Annotated in this window: 24 protein-coding genes; 8 read left to right on the top strand and 16 right to left on the bottom strand. The window is 63.8% G+C overall.

Translation table 11 applies throughout. The annotated features are described in order from the left end of the window. Positions 1-2 precede the first annotated feature (2 nt). The 6 genes from KTJ87_RS17390 (at position 3) to KTJ87_RS17365 (ending at position 5690) form a co-directional block, all read left to right on the top strand. Positions 3-1049 carry an N-acetylneuraminate synthase family protein gene (locus KTJ87_RS17390; RefSeq protein ID WP_267140426.1) on the top strand — a complete coding sequence of 349 codons (1047 nt, stop codon included), beginning with the start codon at positions 3-5 and terminating at the stop codon, positions 1047-1049. After that, positions 1046-1510 (top strand): acyltransferase, encoded by a 465-nt coding sequence (locus KTJ87_RS17385; protein ID WP_267140425.1) that lies wholly within the window; start codon positions 1046-1048, stop codon positions 1508-1510. The genes KTJ87_RS17390 and KTJ87_RS17385 overlap by 4 nt, the downstream gene beginning before the upstream one ends. A 2-nt stretch (positions 1511-1512) precedes the next feature. Continuing rightward, complete coding sequence (locus KTJ87_RS17380; protein ID WP_267140424.1) at positions 1513-2199, top strand: WbqC family protein; 687 nt, start codon at positions 1513-1515, stop codon at positions 2197-2199. Positions 2200-2219: 20 nt separating this feature from the next. Beyond that, entirely contained in the window at positions 2220-2873 is a 654-nt protein-coding gene (locus KTJ87_RS17375; RefSeq protein ID WP_267140423.1) for a class I SAM-dependent methyltransferase, read from the top strand. Between the two features lie 11 nt (positions 2874-2884). Next, a complete protein-coding gene (locus tag KTJ87_RS17370) occupies positions 2885-4144 on the top strand; it encodes an FAD-dependent oxidoreductase (RefSeq protein ID WP_267140422.1) in 1260 nt (419 codons plus the stop codon). Positions 4145-4259: 115 nt separating this feature from the next. After that, on the top strand, positions 4260-5690 hold the full coding sequence (locus KTJ87_RS17365; RefSeq protein WP_267140421.1) for a hypothetical protein: 1431 nt from the start codon (positions 4260-4262) through the stop codon (positions 5688-5690). A gap of 648 nt (positions 5691-6338) precedes the next feature. On the opposite strand, the gene dxs is transcribed toward KTJ87_RS17365, so the two are convergent. From dxs to KTJ87_RS17300, 13 genes are all read right to left on the bottom strand, one after another. Further along, complete coding sequence (gene dxs, locus KTJ87_RS17360; protein WP_267140420.1) at positions 6339-8249, bottom strand: 1-deoxy-D-xylulose-5-phosphate synthase; 1911 nt, start codon at positions 8247-8249, stop codon at positions 6339-6341. Between the two features lie 172 nt (positions 8250-8421). Then, a complete protein-coding gene (gene pufX / locus KTJ87_RS17355; protein WP_267140419.1) occupies positions 8422-8652 on the bottom strand; it encodes an RC-LH1 core complex protein PufX in 231 nt (76 codons plus the stop codon). Between the two features lie 12 nt (positions 8653-8664). Further along, positions 8665-9591, bottom strand: coding sequence for a photosynthetic reaction center subunit M (pufM, locus tag KTJ87_RS17350; protein WP_267140418.1), 927 nt, complete (start codon positions 9589-9591; stop codon positions 8665-8667). A gap of 15 nt (positions 9592-9606) precedes the next feature. Then, positions 9607-10437: a photosynthetic reaction center subunit L gene (gene pufL, locus KTJ87_RS17345; RefSeq protein ID WP_267140417.1), complete on the bottom strand. Its 831-nt coding sequence runs from the start codon at positions 10435-10437 to the stop codon at positions 9607-9609. A 124-nt stretch (positions 10438-10561) separates the two neighbouring features. Further along, positions 10562-10723 carry a light-harvesting antenna LH1, alpha subunit gene (pufA, locus tag KTJ87_RS17340; protein WP_267140416.1) on the bottom strand — a complete coding sequence of 54 codons (162 nt, stop codon included), beginning with the start codon at positions 10721-10723 and terminating at the stop codon, positions 10562-10564. 13 nt (positions 10724-10736) lie between these two features. Next, complete coding sequence (gene pufB, locus KTJ87_RS17335; protein ID WP_267140415.1) at positions 10737-10886, bottom strand: light-harvesting antenna LH1, beta subunit; 150 nt, start codon at positions 10884-10886, stop codon at positions 10737-10739. A gap of 192 nt (positions 10887-11078) precedes the next feature. Then, positions 11079-11303, bottom strand: a complete 225-nt coding sequence (pufQ, locus tag KTJ87_RS17330; protein WP_267140414.1) for a cytochrome PufQ — start codon at positions 11301-11303, stop codon at positions 11079-11081. Position 11304: 1 nt separating this feature from the next. Continuing rightward, positions 11305-12771: a chlorophyllide a reductase subunit Z gene (gene bchZ / locus KTJ87_RS17325; RefSeq protein ID WP_267140413.1), complete on the bottom strand. Its 1467-nt coding sequence runs from the start codon at positions 12769-12771 to the stop codon at positions 11305-11307. A 109-nt stretch (positions 12772-12880) separates the two neighbouring features. Further along, positions 12881-14455, bottom strand: coding sequence for a chlorophyllide a reductase subunit Y (bchY, locus tag KTJ87_RS17320; protein WP_267140412.1), 1575 nt, complete (start codon positions 14453-14455; stop codon positions 12881-12883). A gap of 33 nt (positions 14456-14488) precedes the next feature. Further along, positions 14489-15517 (bottom strand): chlorophyllide a reductase iron protein subunit X, encoded by a 1029-nt coding sequence (locus tag KTJ87_RS17315; RefSeq protein ID WP_267140411.1) that lies wholly within the window; start codon positions 15515-15517, stop codon positions 14489-14491. Next, positions 15514-16455 carry a chlorophyll synthesis pathway protein BchC gene (gene bchC, locus KTJ87_RS17310; RefSeq protein WP_267140410.1) on the bottom strand — a complete coding sequence of 314 codons (942 nt, stop codon included), beginning with the start codon at positions 16453-16455 and terminating at the stop codon, positions 15514-15516. Before bchC ends, KTJ87_RS17315 begins: the two co-directional genes overlap by 4 nt. Positions 16456-16574: 119 nt before the next feature. After that, entirely contained in the window at positions 16575-17714 is a 1140-nt protein-coding gene (locus tag KTJ87_RS17305) for a methyltransferase (RefSeq protein WP_267140409.1), read from the bottom strand. Position 17715: 1 nt separating this feature from the next. Next, the gene (locus KTJ87_RS17300; protein WP_267140408.1) at positions 17716-18582 is read right to left on the bottom strand and encodes a polyprenyl synthetase family protein; all 867 of its coding nucleotides are present in this window, start codon (positions 18580-18582) and stop codon (positions 17716-17718) included. 96 nt (positions 18583-18678) lie between these two features. Between KTJ87_RS17300 and crtD the strand changes: the two genes are divergently transcribed. Continuing rightward, entirely contained in the window at positions 18679-20238 is a 1560-nt protein-coding gene (gene crtD / locus KTJ87_RS17295) for a 1-hydroxycarotenoid 3,4-desaturase CrtD (protein WP_267140407.1), read from the top strand. Further along, positions 20205-21077 (top strand): carotenoid 1,2-hydratase, encoded by an 873-nt coding sequence (gene crtC / locus KTJ87_RS17290; RefSeq protein WP_323371853.1) that lies wholly within the window; start codon positions 20205-20207, stop codon positions 21075-21077. The genes crtD and crtC overlap by 34 nt, the downstream gene beginning before the upstream one ends. 9 nt (positions 21078-21086) lie before the next feature. Here the strand turns inward: crtC and tspO are convergent, their stop codons facing one another. From tspO to KTJ87_RS17275, 3 genes are read right to left on the bottom strand one after another with little or no spacing between them, the layout of a single operon-like run. After that, entirely contained in the window at positions 21087-21563 is a 477-nt protein-coding gene (tspO, locus tag KTJ87_RS17285) for a tryptophan-rich sensory protein TspO (protein ID WP_267140405.1), read from the bottom strand. A 10-nt stretch (positions 21564-21573) separates the two neighbouring features. Further along, complete coding sequence (crtB, locus tag KTJ87_RS17280) at positions 21574-22614, bottom strand: 15-cis-phytoene synthase (protein ID WP_267140404.1); 1041 nt, start codon at positions 22612-22614, stop codon at positions 21574-21576. Next, the gene (locus tag KTJ87_RS17275; protein ID WP_267140403.1) at positions 22611-24158 is read right to left on the bottom strand and encodes a phytoene desaturase; all 1548 of its coding nucleotides are present in this window, start codon (positions 24156-24158) and stop codon (positions 22611-22613) included. The genes crtB and KTJ87_RS17275 overlap by 4 nt, the downstream gene beginning before the upstream one ends. Positions 24159-24252: the final 94 nt, after the last annotated feature.

Here is a 24252-nt window from a genome sequence, read left to right as displayed (position 1 = left end):
CCATGTTCCAAATTTCCAATGCCACGATCGAAACCGGCGGCGCCCCATTCATCATTCTTGAAGCGGGGATCAATCACAATGGAGAACTGGCGCGGGCGAGAGGCCTGATCGATGCGGCCAAGGCTGCCGGGGCGGATGCGGTAAAGTTTCAGACCTTCAAGGCCGCCCAGTTCGTCGCCAGTGCAGATCAGATGTTCACCTATCGAAGCCAAGGGAAAACCGTCACCGAAAGCATGCTGGAGATGTTCCAGCGTTACGAGTTTTCGCCCGAAGAATGGGCAGCACTGAAGGCCTATTGCGACGCCTCCGGCATCACCTTCATGTCCACGCCGCAGAATGTGTCCGATCTCGATTTGCTGCTCGAGATCGGTATCCCTGCGATCAAGATCGGCTCAGATGACTTCACCAACCTACCGCTGCTTCGCCATTATTCCCAGACTGGACTGCCGATGCTGATTTCCTGCGGCATGGCCGATCTCGACGAGGTACGGGACTCTCTGGAGGCTACCCATGCGCTGTCTGGGGCCCCGGTGGTCTTGTTGCTTTGCACCTCGCAATATCCAACGCCGCCGGAAGATGTGAATATCCGCAAGCTTGCCACGCTGCGCGCGACCTTCCCACACGTGATCCTGGGGTTTTCGGATCACACCCAAGGCTGCACCGCGGCGGTTCTCGCGTTGGGGCAAGGGGCCGTGGTGTTCGAGAAGCATTTCACGCTGGATCACGATCTGCCCGGTCCCGATCACTGGTTTTCGGAATCACCCGAAAGCGCGGCGGCGTGGATTGCCGCGATCCGGGAGGCACATCGGATGCAAGGCCAGGCGGAGGTCGAGCCGACCCCAGCCGAGCGCGAGATGCGGGTGCTGGCGCGTCGCAGCGTGACTGCCTTGCTGGACATCCCCGTCGGGGCATCCCTGACCCTCGAAAATCTCGGGCTACGCCGTCCCGGGGATGGATTGCCCCCCAAGGCCCTCGACCAGTTTCTGGGCAAGACCGCCACCCGGCCTATCGCATCAGGGGCACAACTGTGCTGGGATGACATCATATGAGTGCTCAGGCCGATCTGAAAGCCGCCTTCGCGGAAATGACCGGGTTTCAGGAGAACCGCTTTCACCCGCTGGTATGGATCGGCGGGACACCCGAGATCGCCGAGGATGTCTTTATCGGCGGGTTCTCCGAAGTAAATGCCAAGGGGGCCCGCGTGCGCATCGGCAAAGGATGCGACATTGCCTCTTTCGTGTCGATCAATTGTGCGGATTCGCATCGCAAATGCATTGGCCTGTCAGACGAGATCGACCGGGCCGATATTGAACTAGGCAATCATGTCTTTGTCGGCTCGCACAGCTTCATCAAGGGTGGGGCCCGGATCGGTCATAATTCGGTGATCGCGGCTGGCACGATTGTCGGGGCGGGCGACATCCCTCCATACTCACTCGTGTTTGGCAATCCGGCGCAGATCAAGCCGGGCTATTACGCCCCCGGCCATAATGACGTGTCCGACCAGCCCTGATCATGCGTGTTTCCATCCACCAACCCGCCTATCTGCCCTGGCTTGGCTATTTCGACCGCATCGCCCGCTCGGATGTCTTCGTCTTTCTCGACACCGTACAATTCGAGAAAAACAGCTTCACCAACCGCAACCGCATCAAAACGCCCAACGGACCCTTGATGCTGACCCTACCGGTCAAGCAGCGGGGTCACATGAGTAGCACGCTCCAGCAGCTCGAGATTGACAGCCGCCAGCCATGGCGGCGCAAGCATCTGGCCAGCATCGAGGCAAATTATCGCAAATCTCCACGCTTTGCAGCACATTGGCCGCGGTTGCAGGCGCTTTACCCCGAAGATGCGCTGAACTTTTCGGACTTCTGTTTCGATCAGTTGTGCTTCTGGTGTGCCGAATTGGGGATCACGACGGAACTCAAGCGCGCTACGGACCTGGGGGTGACAGGGGAAAAATCCGAACTGGTCGAGAATATCTGCAAATCGCTTGGGGCGACTTGCTACATTTCAGGACCGTTCGGGCGCGATTATTTGAACATCGACAAATTTGATCATCAGAATATTAAAGTGGAGATCCAAAATTTTGCTCATCCGGTGTATCCGCAATTGCATGGCGATTTCGCAGCTGCCATGGGAATCGTGGATTACTGGCTGAATGATGGGCGGGTCTGGGCAAGGACGGAGTGGGCAGCACCATGAGCTTTTCACAGGAGTGGGACGTGAACTATCGCGCCGGGCGGCATTACAGCACCTGGCCCTGGTCGGATCTGATCAGCCTGACCTATCAATACGCCGCCCCGCGCGATGGCTATACAAGGGTTCTAGAACTGGGTTGCGGCGCTGGCGCGAATATCCCGTTCTTTCAATCGCTGGGCACCGAATACGCCGCCGTTGATGGCAGCCCAGCCATCATCGAGATGCTGAAAGGCCGCTTTCCGGAGCTATCCGAGCGTCTGGTGGTGGCAGATTTCACCGTCAATCTGCCTTTTGAGAGTGTTTTCGACCTGGTGGTGGATCGCAGTTCGCTCATTTCCAACACGACCGATGCGATGATCCGGGGCCTGACGCTGGTCGCTGAACTAATGCGTCCTGGCGCCCGCTTTATCGCCGTGGACTGGTTCTCTACCCAGCACGAGGGTGCCAGTCTGGGCGCGGCTGTGGATGCCAACACGCGGGTGAACTTCCCCGTGGATTCCGATCTCGCCGGTATCGGGACGATTCATTTCTGCGACCGCCCCCATATTGAGATGTTGCTTGCGGCTGCGGGCCTGAAGCTGGTCATGCTCAGCCACAAGATCTCGCGAACCGAGTTCCCCGAAGGCGGCCAGGTCCGCGCTTGGTGGAATTTTGTCGCCGAGAAACCCGCAAACTAGCCCAGGCTTCCATGGCGCAGATCCATATCATCGGCGGCGGCATCACGGGATGCGTCACGGCCATGACTCTTGCGGACCAGAGCCATGACGTAACCCTTTTCGAGATGGCCCCGCACTTGGGCGGCTCCCTGCGCGATTTCCGGCCCGACAGGACTTCGGGGCTTTGGGGGTTTCGGGCCTGCCAGTATCTCAACCCGGCCGAGCCATGGCTGGCTGATCTGCTCGAAGACCTCGACTGCGAAATGATCCGCTTCGATCATACCTATGGCAGCTATACTGTCTTTGATGGGCAGTCGCATTTCCGGGACGATATTGCGCTGCCGGTCCTGCCGGAGACCGGGGCCCCCCTCCGGCCGTATTCAGACCCTCCGAGAACGCTGGCCGACCGGTTCAGCGCCTACCCCGACAAGATCGCGGAGTTTCTGGCAGGAACGGTCGCGCGCTGCGGGCACGCTTCCGAGGCGCTCAGCACAGAGTGCGCCGCATCGCTGCAACTGCCTGCCGTGTTTATTGAGGGCGATTGGGCAAACATGCTAGCCGCCAAGACTGCAGACCCGCTGACGGATCAATTGATCGCCATGCCGCGCGCCGCTTTCGGGGCAGACTATGCCGACATCGAGGCGGTGCTTCCCAAACACGGATATGATCCGTTCTTCGACGTATTGGCGGGGCTGCTTGCGCGCAAGGGAGTGCGACTCTCGCTTTCGACACCAGTCAGCGCCCGCAGAAAGCCCGACGGGACCGGCGAGTATGGGGCTTATATCAACGGCAACTGGCCGGAGGCGGATTGCACTGTGTGGTGCTGCAATCCGGTGCCCTTGGTGCTGATGTCGGGTCTGGGGCGCCTCAGCAACCCCGCCAGCCGGTTCGTGCATCTGCATGCCGGTCTTTCGGGCCTGTCGCTGGAGGGCCCGCGTTATATCCAGGTTTTCGATCCCAACTCACCACTCTACCGGCTCTATGTGTTTCCTACTGAGTTCGGTCCGCGTTGCTGCCTGGAACTGCACGCGCATCTTCTGACCTCTGTGGCCGAGGCTAGAACTGAGGCACAGGGAATACTGAAACATATCTGGCCGGGTTTGGAGATCGGGGTGCCGCAGAGCGATCCGGTGAGCGCGCATTACCTATTCTCTCACAATGACAGTCTTCTTTTTGATGCGCTCGAGGCGGATCTGGTCCATCAGCGCATCATCCCCGGCGCCTGGCGCGTTTTCGGGCGAGACTCAAAAATTCACGCGATCCAGTCGGATCTTGAAAAGTCTGGGTTTTGAGCCTGTGATGCGATGGCCACGGAAATCACCAACCGTTCCCTTCCAGGCTTGCCATGCCCACTTACGCAGAATAACAAATGAATAGAGTATTTCGAAACAGAATTGGCGCAACCAATTGAGTTACTGTACGGAAAAATGGGTACCTTATGCTGGGGCTGCTCTTCTAACAGTCGCCTACTTAAGTCCACAGGGGCTAGGCTATCGATTTTCTGTCGCGCAGCTCGACCTTCAGCGTATAGCAATTCTTGCAGTGGTCGCGCTTGGGGCCTACACCCTCATAAGAACATACCTGAAAGGGCAAAGAATCAGCCTTCCTAAGGCAGGTGGCTTACTGCTCGTTGTATCATGTCTTTTTCTTGTATCGGCCATACTATCCTCTAATCCGAAATCAGGTATTTTATTCTCGTCTCAATTCATAGTCATGTGGTTCATATTTCCGATCTGCCTCTGGATCGTCTTTGAAAACTCCCGGCCTATTTTTGTTCAGAGGGTGCTTCTTATGCTTCTCGGAGGTTTTCTGGCCTACAGTAGCTTTGAAATAGTTTCGGGAACCTATGCTGTTAAGCCGTGGATGAGAACCAGCTTTTGGGGAATTGAAGGTTATGAGTGGCTCAATCAGCGTGTAAACATCCGAAATGGGGCCTTGCTGATTCAAGGCCCTTTTATGTGGAACCATGGGATGGCAGCAGCACTATGCACATTGGTGGGCGTTGCCTACTGGTTTAGCGAAAGGAGAACTGTTCTCGGGCAGTTAATATTTGGACTCTTTGTTATCTGCATTATTGCAACAGGTACCCGGGCGGCACTCACAGCGGTGATCGCGACAACTAGTTTATACATCATGTTTTCTCGCAACTGGAGAGTTATTCCAACCATAGCACTCGCATTGTTTGCATATTATCTATTCTTAGGATTAAGTAACGAAGGCTCTCTTGTGTCACTCTTAACGGGTTTTGTTAGACAGCCAGATCTGATGTTTACCGGCTTGCCCAGCGAAACCGGTTTTTCAGGGCTGCCTTCCATGCGTTTCGACGATATCAGCGCCCAATGGAGCAGCCATTCTGCTCTTACTGAGTCTGAGATAGCTACTGCGGCAAGACATCTTGATGCTGTAACTTTCGGAATATGGTCAGAAGATGTGCTGGAGCAACGCTTGATTGGACTTGGTACGCTCGGCGAGCGTGCAGCAGGCTTAGTATTAAACGTGGCCAATTTTCAGAGCTGGGCATTTTCTGGTTACGGTTGGGGCGCATTTCAGCGCCCTTCGCAGTATCCTTCTGACGCAATTCAATATAATGATCCAGGTCTCTGGTTCTTGATTTTGTTTGAGACAGGCCTGCTTTCCAGTGCTCTTTTGGGTTGGTTACTCGCACATGCATTTTTTTCGGGACTGCGGAATACTCAAGTTAGGCCAATCACGTTCGGCCTTTTAGCTGCATTTATCTTCGGATTGAGTTCTTGGGAGATCTGGTCGTTGCCCTTAGTCATATTTATGTCCATTTGGATCCTAAATACACCCAAAAAGGCAGAAGAGATTTCCGACTAGTGGATTGAATCCCACATTTGGAACCCTCATTTTCTGGCCGAGATAGTCGCCAGCGAACAACCCGTTCTGGATTCACTCTTCAAGTGCGACATCGAACTTTTTAGCGAATGCCTTGATGGGCATCTGGAAGCCGAGGCATCTTCTTGATGCTGAGTGGAGCATCCAGTCGATGTCCTAGATGTCCGCGTGCTTGCAGCGCGCCAGGCTGATCATGCGGTATCCACCGCGCGGATCAGACGGTACAGCGCAGCGTCATCGATGCTACTCCGTTCATAGAGGCGTCATTTGCGGCGTCGCTATGTACGTATCCTAGTGCCTCACGCCGAAACGTGGCAAGCGGTGCCCGCCGGGCGGTTACCGAAAATTCGCCGCCATTGTCATAGGTAATCGTCCGCCGCGCCGCCGCCGGAGAACCGCTCAGCGCCCCGATGACGGCGTCGCCAGCGTCCGTAAACGCGACGCTGAACCCCTCTTGCCGCTGGTGATTCCTCATGCCTCGGAACTACGCCATCAAGGTATGTCCGGAACTCCGGTTTCGCTTTCCCCAGACGACAATCTATCCTCCCAGACACGATGAATAACAAAATCTTACGTGTGGGGATCCCCGAGATGCAGGTTCTGGGCGAGCCGCCTCAACAATCTAGTTTTTCAAGTCCGCAGAACCCTAATCTCTGCCACACCCAGAGCCGCCATCGCGCGGCCTGCGATGTCCTGCGCGGTCAGGCCGGCGGCGGCGTACATCTTCGCGGGGCTGTCCTGGTCGATGAAGCGGTCGGCCAGGGTCATGGTTCGCACCTTCAGCCCTTGGTCCAGCAAGCCGTCCCCTGCCATGAAATGCAGCACCTGCGCGCCGAAGCCGCCGGTTGCGCCTTGCTCGACCGTAATCAGCGCCTCGTGGTGCGTGGCAAGCTGGCGGATCAGGTCGTGATCCAGCGGCTTGGCAAAGCGGGCGTCGGCGACGGTCACGGAGATGCCGCGCGCTTCGAGATCCTCGGCGGCACGCAAACATTCGGGCAGATGCGCGCCGAAGGACAACAGCGCGACCTTGGTGCCTTCGCGCAGGACGCGGCCCTTGCCGATCTGCAGCACTTCGCCGCGCTCCGGCATCGTGACGCCGGATCCCTCGCCGCGCGGATATCGGAAGGCGATGGGGCCATCGTCATGCGCGGCGGCGGTGGCGACCATGTGCATCAACTCGGCCTCGTCCCCGGCGGCCATGACGGTGAATCCGGGCAGGTTGGACAGGTAGGCGATGTCGAAGGCGCCCGCGTGTGTCGCGCCGTCGGCGCCGACAAGCCCCGCCCGGTCGATGGCGAAGCGCACGGGCAGGCCCTGAAGCGCCACGTCGTGCACGATCTGGTCGTAGCCGCGCTGCAGGAAGGTGGAGTAGATCGCGCAGAACGGGCGCAGGCCCGCCGCGGCCATACCTGCGGCGAAAGTCACGCCGTGCTGTTCGGCGATGCCCACGTCAAAGACGCGGGCGGGAAAGCGTTTGGCCATGATGTCGACACCGGTGCCGGACGGCATGGCGGCGGTGACGGCGACGATGCGCGAATCCCGCGACGCCTCGTCCGCCAGCGCGGCGCCGAAGACCTTGGTAAAGGCGGGCGCGTTGCTTTTCGATTTGGACTGCGTGCCCGACACCACGTCGAATTTCGCGACGCCGTGATACTTGTCGGCGGATGTCTCGGCGGGGGCATAGCCCTTGCCCTTGACGGTGCAGGCGTGGATCAGCACGGGACCGGTGGCACGGGACCGCGCGGCGCGCAACACGGCCAGAAGCTGGCCCATGTCATGCCCGTCAACCGGGCCGATGTAGTCAAAGCCCAGTTCCTCGAACAGCGTCCCCTGCCCGCCCGGCATCCCGGTTACGAGCTGGCGGGCACGGCGCGCATGATCGCGCAGGGGGCCGGGCAGCGCCGCTTCGAAGCCTTCGGCCATCTTGTGCAGCGGGGTCTCTGCCCAGAGGCCGGACAGGTAGGTCGACATCGCGCCGACGGGTGGGGCGATGGACATCTCGTTGTCGTTCAGGATCACGAACATGCGGCGCTTTTCGGCGCCCGCGTTGTTCAGTGCCTCATAGGCCATCCCTGCGCTGATCGCACCGTCGCCGATCACCGCGATGGCGTCGCCGGTGGGGCGGCCCATGTCGCGCGCGACCGTGAAGCCAAGCGCAGCGGAGATCGAGGTCGAGGAATGCGCGGCGCCGAAGGGGTCGTATTCGGATTCGGACCGCTTGGTGAAGCCCGACAGCCCCCCGCCCTGCCGCAGGGTACGGATGCGGTCGCGGCGCCCGGTCAGCACCTTGTGCGGATAGCACTGGTGGCCGACATCGAAGACCAGCTTGTCGGTGGGGGTGTTGAACACCGCGTGGATGGCGACGGTCAGCTCGACCACGCCCAGCGACGACCCCAGGTGCCCGCCGGTTTCGGACACGGCGGAAATGACTTCGGCGCGCAGTTCCGTGGCCAGGCGACCAAGTTCGGCATCGGTGAGACCCTTGAGGTCGGCGGGACCGGCCACACGGTCGAGCGTCGGGGTGTCGGGTCTGCTGGTCATGCCGTGGGCTCCTTGAAATCAAAATGCGCCGCAGGGTGGACCCTGCGGCGCCAGTTTCCTGTAGCCAACAGGAAGGGAACCGGGGTGTGGAAGACCCCGACGCCCAGTCCCTGGAAAGGACCGGACAGGGTTGCGGGCGGCGCGTGCTCTCAGGCGTGCGCCGCCCGATGCGTCACTGATCGGCCTGCCGGCCAAACGGCGCCTCGATGGGCGGCATCGGTGCCGGAGCCTCCTTCGACGCCTCTGGCAGGATCGTTCCGACCGCGTAGAGGATCATCATGAAGGCCATGATCGCCACCAGCACACACCCGGCATAGGCCGCGCCAAGCGCCATCTGGCTGAAGGCCCAGGCCCGAAGCGAGGGCTTCTGGCGGCCTTCGAGATACCATTCTTGTTCAGACATCTCTCATCCTCCTCAGTAGGTCGGGCCGTAGCCGTGGTCCTGTGCCCAGACGTACCAGTTGTCCACGACCGTTCCGGTCAGCAGGATACCGATACCCCCGGTCAGGGTTGTCAGGACGGCGAACCACCACGCCCAGCGGTGGATACCTTCCATCGTGGCGTTGAAGCCCATGGTCCAGCGCCAGAACAAGGCGGCGCGTTCCGTGGCCGTCCCGCGGTCGACGATCTGTTCCAGTTCCCGGTCGCCGCCGAGGCGCGTGACCGCCAGGATCGTGGCCCCGTGCATCGCGAACAGAAGTGCCGATCCGTAGAGGAAGGCGATCGAGAGCGCGTGGAACGGATTGTAGAACAGGTTGCCGTAGGTCAGCGAGAACAGGTTCGTCCAGTCGAGGTGCGAGAAGACACCGTAGGGCACCGCCTCGGACCAGCTGCCCATCAGCACCGGCCGGATCAGGCCAAGGACGAGGAACAGCCAGATCGCCGACGCGAAGGCCCAGGCGACATGCTTGCCCATCTTGAGTTGCGAGGCGAGCACATAGGACCGCACCCACCAGGCCATCACGCCGATCAGAAGGAAGAACGAGGCGATCAGGTAATAGCCCCCTTCCGCCATCGGCGGGATCGACAGCCCGTATTCCGGCGCCGGTGGTTCCAGCGACATGAAGAACAGATCGCGCAGGAACACGGCCGGGTTGTAGCCCGCCAGATCCCAGAACCAGAAGCCGACCATGAGGAACCAGACGGACCCGGCCATGAGCGACAAGACACCCCAGGGACCAAGATAGAGCGGCCCCAGCTGTGCGTTTCCGAGCCAGCCGAGAAGCGTGGAATAACTCGCCCCCTTGCCCCGCTCGTTCAGATCCACTCCGTCCTCGACCATGCCCAACTCGGGCGGGCCTTGGACCTGAACCTGGGTAAAGATGTTCTGATATTCAGCCATTGTCAGATCCCTCCCTCAAAGGTCCGCCCACCAGGGCAGGTTAAGCCACCAATCCCACCAGACGACCCACTGGTCGAACCAGATGGTGCCCGAGATCACGATGCAAACCGCGCTCCAGAAGGCGGCGTTGAGCGCCAGCAAAAGGCCAAGGCGGTGAATGCCCAAGGGGCCGACCGAGTAGCCGATGAAGTCACGGAAGAACGTGTCTTCGTGGTCCGGCGACCGGATGGTCTCGCCCTTTTCGGGATTGACCGCCGACAGGATCAGCGAGCCGTGCAGCGCAAGCGCGAGACAGGTGGTGAAGAAGAACGTCACCGCGATCATGTGCGCCGGGTTGTAGTGGAAGTTGCCGTAGGTGTAGCCGGTGTTGGACACCCAATCGAGGTGGGTGAAGATCCCGTAGGGAAAGGCATAGCCCCAGGCCCCCATCAGGATCGGCCGGATCACCGTCAGCGTGGTGTAGGCGAGGATCGCGAAGCCGAAGGCGAAGGGCACGTGATACCCGATGCCCAGTTTCCGGCAGATCTCGATCTCGCGCAGCATCCAGCTGATGAAGGCGCCATGTGCGCAGATCGTGATGACCTGCCACAGACCGCCCTCGGCCAGCGGTGCCGCGCCCAGCCCGTATTCCAGGTTGGGTGCGGGGATGTTGATGAGGAACGGGTTCCATTCCCCCTGCATCGCCGCGCCGTAGAAAATGAGAATGGTGCCGAGCAGCGCAAAGAACGCCGTCGTCACCCCGAAGAAGCCGACGAAGAACGGCCCGACCCAGAAGTCGAACAGGCTCCCCCCGACAAGCGTGCCGCCCGGCACGCGGTATTTCCGTTCGAAGCTGAGCAGTGCCATGCTTCCCTCTCCGCTTGTTGGAGGCGCTTGGGGCGTCACACCCGGGGCCTTCGTTCATCCTTTGGGATTGTCACGGGCGGGGCGAACCCGCCCGCGACTGTTTCTTGCCATCGAAGGGCTCTGATCACATGCCCGCTGCGCGTTCGGCAGCGGTCTGGAACCAGTTGATCCCGTTCGAAAGCACGACGAGATGGATCATCGCGGCCAGAAGAAAGAGGAAAACCCCTTGCGCCACGAAAACGCGACGCGGATCAAAGATCAGCCAGATCTTGTAGAACTTGCTCATGCTTCAATCCCCCTCAGAACCACGGACGCCAGATGTACGTCGCGATATGAGCCACGATGGCAATGGCTGTGAAAAGCCAGAGCCCGCTCATGTAAACCGAGTGCAGTTCCTGTGCCTGCTCGTCGGTAAGACCTGTAAAAGACAGGTCAGTCCTATCAGCCATTAACTCTCCTCCGGATCGCCAGACTGACGCCGCGAACCCCGCGGCCGGGTCCCCGCCCGGCATCATGCCGGACAGGCAATCCGCGATCCCGGCTAGGGAAGGCGAATTTCGTGTCAGCCCCGTATTCCGGGACTGGAATTCTGTCGGCCGTCAGGCCGAGAAGATCGTCGCGCCCGCAGGCACGACCGGCCTTCAGGCCGAAAAGATCATCGGCGTGATGATCCGCGCCTGGGTCCAGGCGCGGGCCATCGGGCCCTTGTCCGGCAAGCCGCCCTGCTTGAGCGCCGAAAGCGCCCAGGTCAGCGTTGCCAGCGGCAGCGTCGCCAGGAAGATGATCCCGAAGTAGACGGCGAATTCGGTCTTGGGCGCGCCGGACCGGCGGGCTTGGGACGGTGCGTCCACGGTATAATCGGCCATCTCAGGTTCCTCCTTGAGTGATCTGTGCGCCGCGCAGTGCCGCGACGGTTTCCTTGACGACCCGCTCGGCCCCCTGCGACAGAGCGCGCCGTTCGGCGGCATCGCGCAGGGTCTTGGCAGCGGAAATGCGGGTCAGAATGGGGTGTTCGGCCACGATCCGGTCGAGCTCGGCCTGGGCGTCCTCGTCCCAGGGGAAATCGCGGCGCAGCGTGGTCGGCGTGGCGTCGGCGGCGTCCATCTCGGTGCCCAGCGGCAGGATGTGGAACAGCGCGTCGAACAGGCCGTTGCAGACTTCTTGCAGCACATAGGTCGCCCCGGCGTAGCCCATGAACGGCGTGCCCGTGGCGCGGCGGATCGCGGCGCCCGGAAAGCCCGCCGGAATGAACGTCGGCTGCGGGCCGTGCCCGCCCTTCGTCTCGGCGAGGTACATCTTTTCGTTGATCGACCCGAAGATGATGAGCGGCCGCTTGTTACGGATGAAGCCGCGCACTTCCTCGTTGTCGGTCTTCTTGCCGCGCATCCGGGCCACCGCAAAGGCGCAGGGCAGGCCCAGGTCGCTTTCAAGGAAATGCCGAACACCGCGCGCATAAGTCTCTGACGCCACGATGCCGAAGCTGGCGGTGGCGAAGAAATCCTGCGTGACGGACCGCCACAGATCCCAGACCGGCTTGATCGTGGAATGCTTTTCCTGGGCGATGAACGGCTCGGGATCGAGGCCCAGCATCTCGCCCAGGGTGCGCAGGAATTTCGTGGTCGAGTCGATGCCGAAGGGCGCCTGCAGATACGGCTTGCCCAGCACTTCCGACAGGCCCCGACCGAATTCGCGGTACATCACGACGTTGACGTCGGCGTTCACGAGGTTGCGCATCTCGGCAAGGTGCGCGCCCATCGGCATCACCATGTTGATCTCGGCCCCGATGCCTTCGACAAGGCGGCGGATCTCGGCCAGGTCGGACGGCATGTTGAACACGCCGTACATCGGCCCAAGGATGTTCACGCGGGGCTTTGCGCCCTCCTCGCGCTTCTTCTCGGGCGGCATCCGCCCCTTGGTCATCCCGAATTCGGTGAAGATCCAGGTCATCGCGCGGTCGGCGCATTCCCACTGGTCCTCGTCGATGGTGCGCGGCAGGAACCGTTGGATATTGGTGCCCTGCGGCGTGACGCCGCCGCCGATCATCTCGGCGATGGAGCCGGTGACGACGACCGCAGGCAGCGCGGGGTCAAGCGTGTCCCACGCCCGCTTCATCGATTCCTCGGTGCCCGAACCCATCTCGCCTTCACCAAGCCCGGTGACGACGATCGGCAACTCGTGCGGCGGCAGGGCGTCGGTGTAGTGCAGAACGGACGTGACCGGCAGGTTCTCGCAGCCGACAGGGCCGTCGATCACGACCTGAAGGCCCTTCACGGCACAGAAGGCATAGATGGCGCCCCAGTAGCCGCCAGCGCGGTCATGGTCCTGGATCAGCATGGGGAACCCTCCCCGCCGATCCGCGCCCGGAATGGCATCGGTGCGGGCACGCGATTGGCTGCGCCAATCTCTTTCGCCCGCCCGGCGAGAATATGTATTCTCGCCGTCCTCATATCATCTGCTCCGCTTTCGCGGCGCGCGCCTGCTTGTCGAGCTTCTTCTGGTGCTGCGCGCGGAAATCGGGGCGCAGGTTCGGCGTGCCGTCCCAGACCCCGGCGGTGTCGCCATGGCCGACGCCCTCGAAAAACGCGCGCATCTTGTCCATGCGGCCCTTGTTGGCGATGGCGGCATTGACCACCTCGGCCACCGATCCGGCGCCCGCGACACCCATCAGGGGCCGCGCAGAAATCAGGTTGGTGTAGTAGAGCGAGGGAATGCCAAGCTCCTTGCCCTTCTGGACGACCGGCGTCGTGCCGATGGCCAGGTCGGGCTTCACCGCCTCCATCGCCGACAGGTCATCCTCGAGCGAGGCGCGATAGACGACCTTGGCGCCATGCGCCTCCAGCCACTCGCGATCCGCTTCGGACGATGTCGTCTTGGGGCAGGCCGTGCCGACATATGGCACCGTCGCGCCGCTTTCGATCAGCAGGCGCGCGACCAGAAGTTCCGATCCCTCATAGCCCGAGATCGTAACGGTCCCGTCGATCCGGGCGCCGGACAGTGCGCCCTTGATCGCGGGAAGCGCGGCGTTCTGTGCCGCCGCGATGGCGTCCGCGGAAATCCCGAAAGCCTCACCGATGGCAGCCAGCCAGGCGGCGGTGCCGTCATATCCGACAGGTGCCGAGCCGACGACGGGACGGCCCGCGCGGCGGAACACCCTCTCGGACGCGGTATAGAAGGGGTGGATCGCCGCCACCGCGCCGCAGTCGAGCGCGGCATACAGCTCGCGCCATTCGCGGCAGGGCACGACTGGACCCGCGGCCAGGCCCATCGGATCGAGCATGCGCCCGATCATCACCGGGTCGGCGGGGAACATCTCGCCCAGAAGTGTGACTGTGGGCCGGTCGGAAACGCCGCCAACGGGCGCGGGAACCGGGCCAGCCTCGGCCTCGGCGCGGGCATAGTCGAGCATTGCGCCCGCCAGCACGTCCTTGGCCTCGGCGTGGGTCGGAATACCGAAGCCCGGCACGTCGATGCCGATGATCCGCACACCGTCGATTTCCTTGGGCAGCAGCCGCAGCGGCACGCCGGATGCAGTGGGCACGCAAAGGTTCGTCACGACGACCGCGTCATAGCGGTCGGGATCTGCGATCTCGTGCACCGCGTCGCGGATGTCCTCGAACAGCTTGCCGGTGACCAGCGATTCCGAATTGAACGGAACGTAGCCGATCGACCGGCGCGCGCCGTAGAAATGCGACACGAAGGACAGGCCATAGACGCAGCAGGCCGACCCCGACAGGATCGTCGCCACCCGGCGCATCCGCAGACCGACGCGCAGCGAGCCAAAGGCGGGGCACATGGATTGCGGCTTGTCGTGGGGGCCAAGCGGATAATCGGCGCGGTACTGGTCGAGGATGCCCGACTGGCCCGCCTTGCGCGCGGCGGCTTCCATCTCGGCAGCGCCAGCGTGGCAGCCAAGTCCGTCGCCACCGGCGGTGGGCGCGGGTGCGCCATCACTTTCGATCACACGGCCTTCCGTCACTTCAGCCTCATGGGCGGTGTCATATTTGACCTCACCGGTCATACGGTGCACCGGCCTTGCTCTGACATCGTCATCTCATGCCTCGTCATAGATCACCTCCAGGCTTTCCTTGACGGTCTGATACTTGCCGCGCATGTCCGCGTCGGTCGCAGGTTCCAGCGTGACGCCAGCGCCGGTGTCCGATCCGTCGAACAGGTCGAGAAGACCGTCTTGGGTCAGCGGCGTCGGGCGCACCGGCGGCGCGACGGACACGGCATCGCCAAGCTCGGCGAACAACGCGCCCCACTGGCTCTCCATCGTGCCGACGATCTGGTAGTTGGCGGATTTCTTGCGCAGGTCATCGTCCTGCGGGATGGCGGCCAGCACCGGGATCCCGGCGAGCTTGGCAAAGGCCTGCGCCTCGCCCGAATGGTCGTCCTTGTTGATGACCAGCCCTGCGACGCCGACGTTGCCACCCAGCTTGCGGAAGTATTCCACCGCCGAGCAGACGTTGTTGGCGACATAAAGCGACTGAAGATCGTTCGACGCGACCAGGATCACCTTTTGCGCCATGTCGCGGGCAATGGGCAGGCCAAAGCCGCCGCAGACCACGTCGCCCAGGAAATCGAGAAGGACATAGTCGAAGTCCCAGTCGTGGAAGCCCAGCTTTTCCAGCAGCTCGAAGCCGTGGATGATGCCGCGTCCGCCGCAACCGCGCCCAACTTCCGGCCCGCCAAGCTCCATCGCGAAGACGCCGCCGCGCTTGAAGCAGACGTCACCGATCTGCACCTCTTCCCCGGCCAGCTTTTTCTTGGTCGAGGTTTCGATGATCGTCGGGCACGCCTTGCCGCCGAACAGAAGGCTCGTGGTGTCGGATTTCGGATCGCAGCCGATCAGCAGCACGCGCTTGCCCTGCTCGGCCATCATGTGGCTGAGGTTGGCGAGGGTAAAGGATTTGCCGATGCCGCCTTTGCCGTAGATCGCGATGATCTGTGTCTTGCTCTTCGGCTCGTCGGTGTGAAGGTCCGCGAGATCCTCGTTGGCTTCGTCGCGCAGGCGCTGGTCGAAGTCCTTGAGGGTCGGCTCGCTCGTTTCCGAGCGGAGGTTCGGAATGTCGAGGGTCATGCGTGGCCTTTCCAGTCGAGTATCATTTTCAGGCAGCCGGGGTCGTCGAAGGCCGTCGCATAGGCGGCTTCGGCGTCTGCTGCGGGACGGGTGTGCGTGATGAGACCGGCAAGCGACAGCGCCCCCGCCTCGATCAGTTGGCGGGTCGCGGTCAGGTCGTCGCGCGTCCATTCGGCGGCGACGCGGAACCGCGCCTCTTTCATGAAGGCGGGCGGGAAGGTGAACGCCAGCTTCTCGGTATAGAAGCCCGCCAGAACGATCTCGCCACCCTTGGCGATGCGGGTGACAAGCTGGTCGATCAGGCCCGCGTTGCCACTGGCATCGTAGATCGACCGGTAGTCGCGGCGCTCGTCCGCGTCGGGGTGAATGACCTCATAGCCCATCGTGCCGGTGGCGCGGCCGGCGTCAATTTCCCAGACGGTGGGCGGCTTGGCCCCGGCGGCAACGGTCAGGCGCGCCAGCAGGCGGCCAAGAACACCGTGGCCGACGATCAGATCAGGCACGGCCTTGTCGATTCCGGCCATCGCGTGACGGGCCGTGGCGGCCAGCGCCAGAAGCGCGCCTTCGGGGCCCATACCTGCGTCGATGCGCGCCACGCGGTCGGCGGATGTCACCAACCGCTGTGCCGCGCCGCCGAACAGGCCGCGTGCGCCGTCGTAGCAATTCGCTCCGGGGACGAAGACGTGATCGCCCACTTTGAAGGATGATCCCGGTGCGGCCTCGACCACTTCGCCGGCCGATTCGTAGCCGGGGACAAGCGGGTAGCCCATGCCAGGGAAGGGCGGCATCGCGCCGGACCAGAACAGTTTCTCGGTGCCGGTCGAAATGCCCGAATGCGTGATCTCGACCACCAGGTCGCCGTCGCCGGGAGGCGTCAACTGAAGCGAATCAACCTTCAGTGCGCGGGGTCCGGTTAGAATGACGGCGTTGGTCTGCACGTCGCATCTCCCTGTGATGCGTGGTCCCGTTCTGCGGAGACTCAGTCGCGATAGTGTGTCGCAGGTGTCAGTTTAAACTTACACTTCTGCATGTCAATGCTTCTAGACATTGATCCATGTCATTGTAGCGTTACAGGTGCCCGGGCCGTCACGATGCTGGTCACGAAAGGGCGGCGCGGGCGCGGCGTGGCGATCCGCTCGAACCCGGCGTCCTGCAACAGGGCGGCAATCTGCGCCTGAGAGCGGACCGTCCCGGTGCGCATCGCCATGCAATACAGCGCGAAATAGGCGTCTCCGGCCCGCTCTGGGCGCTGCCCGCCCGACATCGGTTCGGACACGATCAGCAGCCCACCGGGCGCGATCGCTCTGCGCGTAGAGGCAAGAAGCGCGCGCACGGTGTCGTCCTGGTGGTCATACAGCACACGGATCAGGCTGATCGCGCCGGACCCTTCTGGCAGCGGATCGTCCCGGAATGACCCCGGCACGATCCGCGTCCGGTCTGTCAGCCCCGCATGATCAAAGCGTGCTCGGGCGCCCGGCACGACAGCGGGCAGGTCGAACAGTGTCAGATCAATCTGACACCAGCGCTGGCCTACCGCCGTCAGGAACGCCCCGGTGCCGCCGCCGATATCCATCAGCGACCGCACTCCGGCCAGCGACACCGCATCGAGCGTATCCTCGGCCACCAGCGCCTGGCTGTCGGCCATGAGGTCCGAATACCGCTCTGCCGTCTCGCCATCGCCAGCTGCTGCAGCACCAAAGACATAGGGCCAGAACCCCGCCAGTTCGGTGTCCGTCTCGCCGCGCAGGAAGGCGACCGGATCGGCCAGGTCGCGGTAGAGCACGGCGTGATGCTGGATCATCGCCTCTAGCCCCGGCACCCCCAAAAGCGCTGCGCCCTTCCGCGCGAGCGCATAGCGTCCGTCGCGGCGCAGGTGCAGCAGCCCAAGCGCGGCCCCCGCCTGCATCAGCACGGCCAGCCTTTCGGGCGCGACATTCACCTGACCGGCCAGCGCGGCGGGACGCGCGGGCGCGTCCAACAGGCGGTGCAGGATGCGCAAATCGACCAGCGCCATCAGGACCTGGCTGTGCACGAAGCCCGCAACAAGATCGAACAGCGCCTCGCCCTCGGCCCGCGCGATGCGGCGGGTCAGCGGAAAGCGGGCAGCCCAAGACTGGAAGCGGCGCGAGGCGACAAGACGGTTGATGCGCCCGCCAAGGGACAGGCGCGGGGCGCGGCCCTGGGCGACATCGGTCATGTCAGACTTGCTGGCGCACGCGCGCGGGAATGAAGCGCGCGGCATAGGCGCGGACCATCTCGGCCAGCTGCGCCTCTCCGGGGCAGGACGGGATCGACGAGATCGCCCCCGCAAGGATGTTGTCGAGGCGGGCGATCGCTCCCTTCACGCCAAGTTCCGCCACCGCATTGGGACGGGCGTGCACGGCATCCTGACCGGCAGGCTTGCCAAGTTCATCCGTACCGCAAAGCGCATCGCGCAGATCGTCGGCGACCTGGAACGCCTCGCCGATCTGGTTGCCAAGGTCTTCCCAGGGCTCGGGGTCTTGTCCCGCTGCCGCGGCGCCCATCTGGGTCGCTGCCATGAACAGCGCGCCGGTCTTGGCGCGGTGATAGGCGGACAGGTCGATCTGCGATTCGCTTTCCCACCCCTGCCCCGCGCAGATGCCACCCGGCATCCCGGTGCGGGCGGACAGAAGGCGCACGAGGTTCAGTGCCCGGTCGGGTGCGGCGGACCCGGCGCGGGCCAATACATCGAAAGCCATCACGATCAGGCTGTCGCCAGCCAACACCGCCAGCGGCTCAGAATAGGCGCAGTGCAGCGACGGCTTGCCCCTGCGCAGGTCGGCGTCGTCGAAACAGGGCAGGTCGTCATGGACGAGGCTGGCGCAGTGGATCAGCTCGAGCGCCGCCGCAGCGGCATCGGACAATTCCGGCCTGTCGTCGCCACAGGCCTTTGCGACCGACAAAAGGATCGTCGGACGGATTCGCGCGCCGCCGGGCGTGACCGCATAGTTCAGCGCACTGGCAAGCTTCGCGGGCGCGGCGCCGCTTTGCCCCAGCGCGATGGCCGTTGTCATTGCGGTCTCGATCCGGGCTGTCAGCGGCATGTCGGCTCTCTTTCAGAGGCAGCGATGTCAGGCAATTTGGACACCAATGTGTAAATCATACTGGACAGTCAGGCAGGCCGAGTCAACAATTCCGGCATGGGAGACGCGCGGCAGGACAAGGTTGTGGTGATCGGCGCCGGAATGGGCGGGCTTTGCGCTGCGATGCGCCTGTCCCATGCCGGGCTGGACGTGACGGTCATCGACCGTGCCGCTGCGCCGGGTGGCAAGATGCGGCAGGTGCCGACCGCCGCAGGGCCAGCAGACGCCGGGCCGACCGTCTTGACGATGCGCCCGGTGTTGGAGGCGGTGTTCGAGGCGGCTGGGGCGTCGCTGGACGACCATGTCACGCTGACGCGCGCGGAGCGGCTTGCCCGGCATTGGTGGCCGGACGGATCGACGCTGGACCTGTTCGCGGACGCGGCGCGATCCGAGGCTGCCGTGGGAACGTTCGCTGGCCCGAAGGCCGCCGCGCAGTTTCGCAGATTCTCGGCCCGCGCCGCCGCGCTGTTCGACGCCTTCGACGGGTCCATGATGCAAAGCGCGTCGCCCTCGGTGGCCGCCTTGGCGTGGCAGGTGATGGCGCGACCCTCGCTGATCCCTCTCACCCTGCCCGGCCGCACGCTTGCAGGCTACCTGCGCGGCGCCTTCGACGATCCGCGCCTGCGGCAGTTGTTCGGGCGCTACGCCACCTATGTCGGCGGCTCTCCCTACGCCTCCCCTGCCCTGCTGGCGCTGATCTGGCAGGCCGAGGCGGCGGGCGTGTGGTCGGTCAAAGGCGGGATGCACGCGCTGGCACGCGCGATGGCCGGGGTCGCAGAAGCGAACGGCACACAGTTCATCTACGGCGCCGAGGCGACCCGGATCGAGGTGCAGGACGGGCGCACCGCTGCCGTTCACCTGGCCAGCGGTGAACGCCTGCCCGCTGGCACCGTCCTGTTCAACGGCGATCCCGCGGCGCTGGCGAATGGCCGCCTTGGCGACACCTTGCGCAAACTGCTGCCTTCGGCCGCGACGCACCCCCGCAGCCTGTCGGCCTGCGTCTGGACCTTTGCCGCCGCGCCGCGCGGCGCCGCGCTCGATCATCACAACGTCTTTTTCGGCGGCGATGCGCGGCGGGAATTCGGCCCCATAGCCAAGGGGCACCTTCCCGAGGACCCGACGCTTTACGTCTGCGCGATGGACAGGGCGGGCGGCGCGGTGCCGGACGTGCCTGAACGGTTCGAGATCATCATGAACGCCCCTGCCGGGCTGACCCTGTCCGAGGAGGACCAAGACCGATGCCGCAGCCTGACCTTCCGCTGTCTTTCGGACCGGGGGCTGACCTTCGATCCGGTGCCGGGCCTCGAGGCGCTGACGACGCCCCTAGCGTTCGACGCGCTGTTTCCGTCGAGCCAAGGCGCCCTTTACGGGCGGAGCCCGCACGGGATGCTGTCGGCGCTGCGGCGGCCCCGGGCGCGGACGGCGCTGCCGGGGCTGTACCTGTGCGGCGGCGGGACTCATCCGGGGGCGGGGGTGCCGATGGCGGCACTCTCCGGCAGGCACGCGGCAGAGACGATTCTGACGGACCGAACTTTCACCTCGCCGTCCCGCCGAACGGCTATGCCTGGTGGTATGTCGACGGGATCAGCGACTGCGGGACATACGCCGTCTCGGTGATCGCCTTCATCGGGTCGGTGTTCTCGCCCTGGTATCGCTGGTCGGGCCGCAAGGCGCCCGAGAACCACGTCTGCATCAACGTCGCCACCTACGGGCCGGGCGGGCGGTTCACCATGACGGACAGGGGCCGCGCCGCACTGCGCACTTCGCGCGATGTGTTCGAGGTCGGCCCCTCGCGGCTGCACTGGCGGGGCGGGCAGTTGCAGATCGACATCGACGAGGTGTCTTCCCTGCCGCTGGTCAGCCGGGTGCGCGGGCGGATCACCGTCACGCCTTCGGCGCTGACCACGGTCGAGCTACCATTGACCAGCGCCGGAACCCATGTCTGGCGCCCTTTCGCGCCCACGGCCCGAATCGAGGTGGACCTTGGCAGACGCGGGGAATGGAGCGGGCACGGCTATTTCGACGCCAATTTCGGCACCCGGGCGCTTGAACAGGATTTCAGCTATTGGACCTGGGGGCGTTTCCCGCTGCGTGACGGGTCGGTGTGCCTATACGATGCGGCACGGCGCGATGGCAGCACACTGGCCGCCGCGATCCGTTTCGATGCGCGGGGCAATGCGGTGCCCTGCGCTGCGCCCCCCAAGACCCCCCTGCCCCGCACGATCTGGGCGCTGCGCCGCGAGACGCGATGCGATGCGGGCCACGCGCCCCGGCAGGTCAAGGCGATGCTGGACGCGCCGTTCTATTCCCGCTCGGCGGTGGAAACGGTCCTGGACGGCGAGCGCACGGTGGGCGTTCACGAGGCGCTGGACCTGGACCGCTTTCGCGGGCCTTGGCTGATGCCGATGCTTGCGGTCCGGGTGCCGCGACGGGCGGGGTGGGCGTTTCGGGAGTAAGGGCCGCGCTTAAAGCGGCGTCTCGACCGGCCTCACGTCGGGATTGCGCCGCCAGACCGAGAAGTTCAGGGCACCGGCGACTGTGACCCAAGCGATATAGGGAATCAGCATGTACCCGGCGATGGGATCGAGCAGCCAGAAGGCCCCTGCAGTCGCCACGACAGACAGCCACAAGAGCGACAGCACGACCATTCCGCCCCGCAGGCGGTGAAGGCCGAAGAACACCGGCGTCCACAGCGTGTTAAGCGCGATCTGGAGCGCGAAGATCGACAGCGCGAAGCCCGAGCCGGGCAGGATGGCAACGCGCGCCGCCGACCCTGCGATCAGCAAATAAAGCGTCGTCCAGGCGACAGGAAACAGCCAGTTCGGCGGCGTCCACGGCGGCTTGGACAGCTCGCGATACCATTTGCCCGGCGGAAACATCGCGCCGGTCGATCCCGCAGCAAGGCAGGCGGAGAGGAATATCGCGAAAAACGCCCAATACATGAAACCGTACCTATACGGCCGGAGGGGCAGTTCCAGAGCGGCGTGCGCGATCTTCCATTTCCAGTTGCGCAAATAGCGCAAGCAGTGCGCCAGAGCGGCCATCGCCCCAGGCCGGACGGCGTGCTTTCTGCGCGGCAGCCTCGACCAGGAAAAGGGTTTCGGGCGCGGGCCGTGCGTGCAGCACGGCGGACCGGGGCATCAGGGTCGTAACGCCAGCGCGCAGGGTCGACAAGCCAAGCCAGCCGATCTTTTGCGACTTGGTCGTCCGGCTGCGCCAGCTGATCGTGTCGTATCCGTTGCGGCGGATCGCACCGCCGATTCCGGCATAGATGTGTCGTGCGGCAAAGATCCCGGGGCGGCAATCGGCGGGCAGCGCGGCAACCCCCGCCTCGGACCGCAGATACAGCCGGTCGGCCTCTGTCAGCAGGCGGCGCACCATGGCGCGGACGTCATCGGTGGGCAGCGGATCGGCAAAGAACGCCTCGGGCGCCATCCCGGCCTCGTCGAGCCATTCGAGCGGCAGATAAATGCGGCGCGCGCGCGCATCCTCACCCACGTCGCGGGCGATGTTGGTCAGCTGCATCGCAAGACCCAGATCACAGGCCCGCGCCAAGGCATCGGCGTCGCGCACCCGCATCAGCACCGCCATCATCGCGCCCACGGCAGAGGCGACGCGCGCGCAGTAGTCGAACAGATCGGACAGGGTGTCATAGCGCCGCCCCGCCGCATCCCAGGCAAGCCCTTCCAGCAGCGCCTCGGGCAAGGCGCGCGGCATCTCGAACTCTTCGACCACGGCGGCAAAGGCGCGGTCGGCGGGGGTGTTCCGGGGGCGGCCCTCATAGACCAGATCCAGCCGGTCACGCAGGGTCAGGACGGCGTGCGCCTTTTCGTCGTTCTCGTCCACGGCATCGTCCGCCAGACGGCAGAAGGCATAGAGCGCAAGCGCCGGGTCACGCACGCGGCCGGGCAGCAGGCGCGAAGCGGCATGAAAGCTGAACGATCCGGTGCGAATCGCCTCTCGGCAGTGAAGAAGATCAGCAGCGGGGATCATTCGGCGGCCAACCGTGGCGCTTCGGCGGCAGGGGTCCAGTTGGCATCGGGCACCAGCTTGCCCAGCACTTCGGCTGAAGAGATGACACCGGGCAGCCCTGCGCCCGGATGCGTGCCCGCGCCGACGAGGTAAAGCCCCTTGGCCTCTTCGCTGACGTTGTGCGGCCGGAACCACGCCGATTGCAGGATGCGCGGCTCGAGCGAGAACCCGGAGCCATGCGGCGACAGGTAACGGTCGCGGAAATCGGGTGGCGTGAGGGTCATGCTGGCGTCGAGGTGACCCGACAGGCCCGGCAAGAGCTGGTCTTCCAGCACCGCTGCGACCTTGGTGCGATAGGTCTCGCCTATCGCCTCCCAGTCCACAGGATCGTCAAAGCCCAGATGCGGCACCGGCGAGAGCGCGTAGAAGGTATCCCCGCCCTCGGGCGCGACGCTTGGGTCGCTGACGGACGGACGGTGGACATAAAGGCTCATGTCCTCGGACAGCTTGCCGTTGATGAAGATGTCCTTGACCAGACCCTGATAGCGCGGGCCGTTCAGGATGGTATGATGCCCGACTTCGGGCCACATATCGCGCGTGCCCTTGGTGCCGAAGTACCAGACGAACAGGCCCATCGACCAGCGTGAGCGCTTGAGCCTGGCCCCGGTCCAGCGGCGTTTGCGGTGGTTGCGCAGAAGGCGGTCATAGGTGTGCCCGGCATCCGCGTTCGACACCACGACATCGGCGGGAATCACCTCGGCCGACTTGCCCGCAAGGCGCACGCCCTTCGCGGTGCCCGCCTCGATGAGGATCTCGTCGACCTCGGTGCGGGTGACGACGCTGCCGCCCTGATCGCGGATCACGTTCGCCATCGCCTTGGCGATCGCCGCAACGCCTCCCTGCGCATAATGCACCCCGAATTCCTTTTCGAGATGGCTGACGAGGATATACATCGACGTGACGTTGAACGGATCGCCGCCGATGAACAGCGGGTGAAAGCTGAACGCCATGCGCAGGCGCTCATCCCGGAACCGGCGCGCGGCATGGGCATAGACCGACCTGTCAGCGCGCATCATGGCGAAAGTGGGCAGCACCTTGGCCAGCCCCAGAAGCGTGTCCATCGGGCGGCGGCCCAGATCCTCGAACCCGAACCAGTAGCGCGCTTCGCTGTCCTTGAGGAATCGCTCGTAGCCCTTGGCATCGCCGGGCGACAGGCGGGCAACCTCGGCGCGCATCTTGTCGGTGTCTTGCCGGGCGGTGAACGACGACCCGTCGGGCCAGCGAATCTCATAAAACGGGTCCATCGCGGTCAGCGTCACGTCGGCGTCGAAATCACGCCCGCAGGCCGCCCAAAGCTCGCGGAACACCTGCGGTACGGTCACGATGGTTGGACCAAGATCGAAGCGATAGCCGTTCTGCGTGATCGACGATCCGCGCCCGCCGGGCATGTCCAGCTTGTCGATCACCGTCACGCGGTAGCCCTTGGCGCCAAGGCGCATCGCCGAGGCCAGCCCGCCCAATCCGGCGCCGATCACGATGGCATGGGGCTGCTCGTCATGTGTCATTCCGGGCCACGCGCATAAGTGTCAATCTGGATTTACATTCGGCCGGATCAGGGGCCTGCGTCAAGGCCAAGATCTGTGGATCAGTCTTTCAAAC

Origin of the sequence: Anianabacter salinae (genome assembly GCF_019061145.1) — a bacterium.
In the GTDB taxonomy this organism is placed as follows: Bacteria; Pseudomonadota; Alphaproteobacteria; order Rhodobacterales; family Rhodobacteraceae; genus Anianibacter; species Anianibacter salinarum.
Note: the sequence above shows the minus strand (reverse complement) of the source record. Positions and strands in the feature narration are given on the sequence as shown.

Bases quoted from the DNA above. Each gene is read 5' to 3' on its own strand.
- KTJ87_RS17390 (WP_267140426.1), top strand. From the start codon at position 3: ATGTTCCAAATTTCCAATGCCACGATCGAAACCGGCGGCGCCCCATTC.
- KTJ87_RS17385 (WP_267140425.1), top strand. From the start codon at position 1,046: ATGAGTGCTCAGGCCGATCTGAAAGCCGCCTTCGCGGAAATGACCGGG.
- KTJ87_RS17380 (WP_267140424.1), top strand. From the start codon at position 1,513: ATGCGTGTTTCCATCCACCAACCCGCCTATCTGCCCTGGCTTGGCTAT.
- KTJ87_RS17370 (WP_267140422.1), top strand. From the start codon at position 2,885: ATGGCGCAGATCCATATCATCGGCGGCGGCATCACGGGATGCGTCACG.
- dxs (WP_267140420.1), bottom strand. From the start codon at position 8,249: ATGACCAGCAGACCCGACACCCCGACGCTCGACCGTGTGGCCGGTCCC.
- pufX (WP_267140419.1), bottom strand. From the start codon at position 8,652: ATGTCTGAACAAGAATGGTATCTCGAAGGCCGCCAGAAGCCCTCGCTT.
- pufM (WP_267140418.1), bottom strand. From the start codon at position 9,591: ATGGCTGAATATCAGAACATCTTTACCCAGGTTCAGGTCCAAGGCCCG.
- pufL (WP_267140417.1), bottom strand. From the start codon at position 10,437: ATGGCACTGCTCAGCTTCGAACGGAAATACCGCGTGCCGGGCGGCACG.
- pufA (WP_267140416.1), bottom strand. From the start codon at position 10,723: ATGAGCAAGTTCTACAAGATCTGGCTGATCTTTGATCCGCGTCGCGTT.
- pufB (WP_267140415.1), bottom strand. From the start codon at position 10,886: ATGGCTGATAGGACTGACCTGTCTTTTACAGGTCTTACCGACGAGCAG.
- pufQ (WP_267140414.1), bottom strand. From the start codon at position 11,303: ATGGCCGATTATACCGTGGACGCACCGTCCCAAGCCCGCCGGTCCGGC.
- bchZ (WP_267140413.1), bottom strand. From the start codon at position 12,771: ATGCTGATCCAGGACCATGACCGCGCTGGCGGCTACTGGGGCGCCATC.
- bchY (WP_267140412.1), bottom strand. From the start codon at position 14,455: ATGACCGGTGAGGTCAAATATGACACCGCCCATGAGGCTGAAGTGACG.
- KTJ87_RS17315 (WP_267140411.1), bottom strand. From the start codon at position 15,517: ATGACCCTCGACATTCCGAACCTCCGCTCGGAAACGAGCGAGCCGACC.
- KTJ87_RS17305 (WP_267140409.1), bottom strand. From the start codon at position 17,714: ATGACCGATGTCGCCCAGGGCCGCGCCCCGCGCCTGTCCCTTGGCGGG.
- KTJ87_RS17300 (WP_267140408.1), bottom strand. From the start codon at position 18,582: ATGCCGCTGACAGCCCGGATCGAGACCGCAATGACAACGGCCATCGCG.
- crtD (WP_267140407.1), top strand. From the start codon at position 18,679: ATGGGAGACGCGCGGCAGGACAAGGTTGTGGTGATCGGCGCCGGAATG.
- tspO (WP_267140405.1), bottom strand. From the start codon at position 21,563: ATGTATTGGGCGTTTTTCGCGATATTCCTCTCCGCCTGCCTTGCTGCG.
- crtB (WP_267140404.1), bottom strand. From the start codon at position 22,614: ATGATCCCCGCTGCTGATCTTCTTCACTGCCGAGAGGCGATTCGCACC.
- KTJ87_RS17275 (WP_267140403.1), bottom strand. From the start codon at position 24,158: ATGACACATGACGAGCAGCCCCATGCCATCGTGATCGGCGCCGGATTG.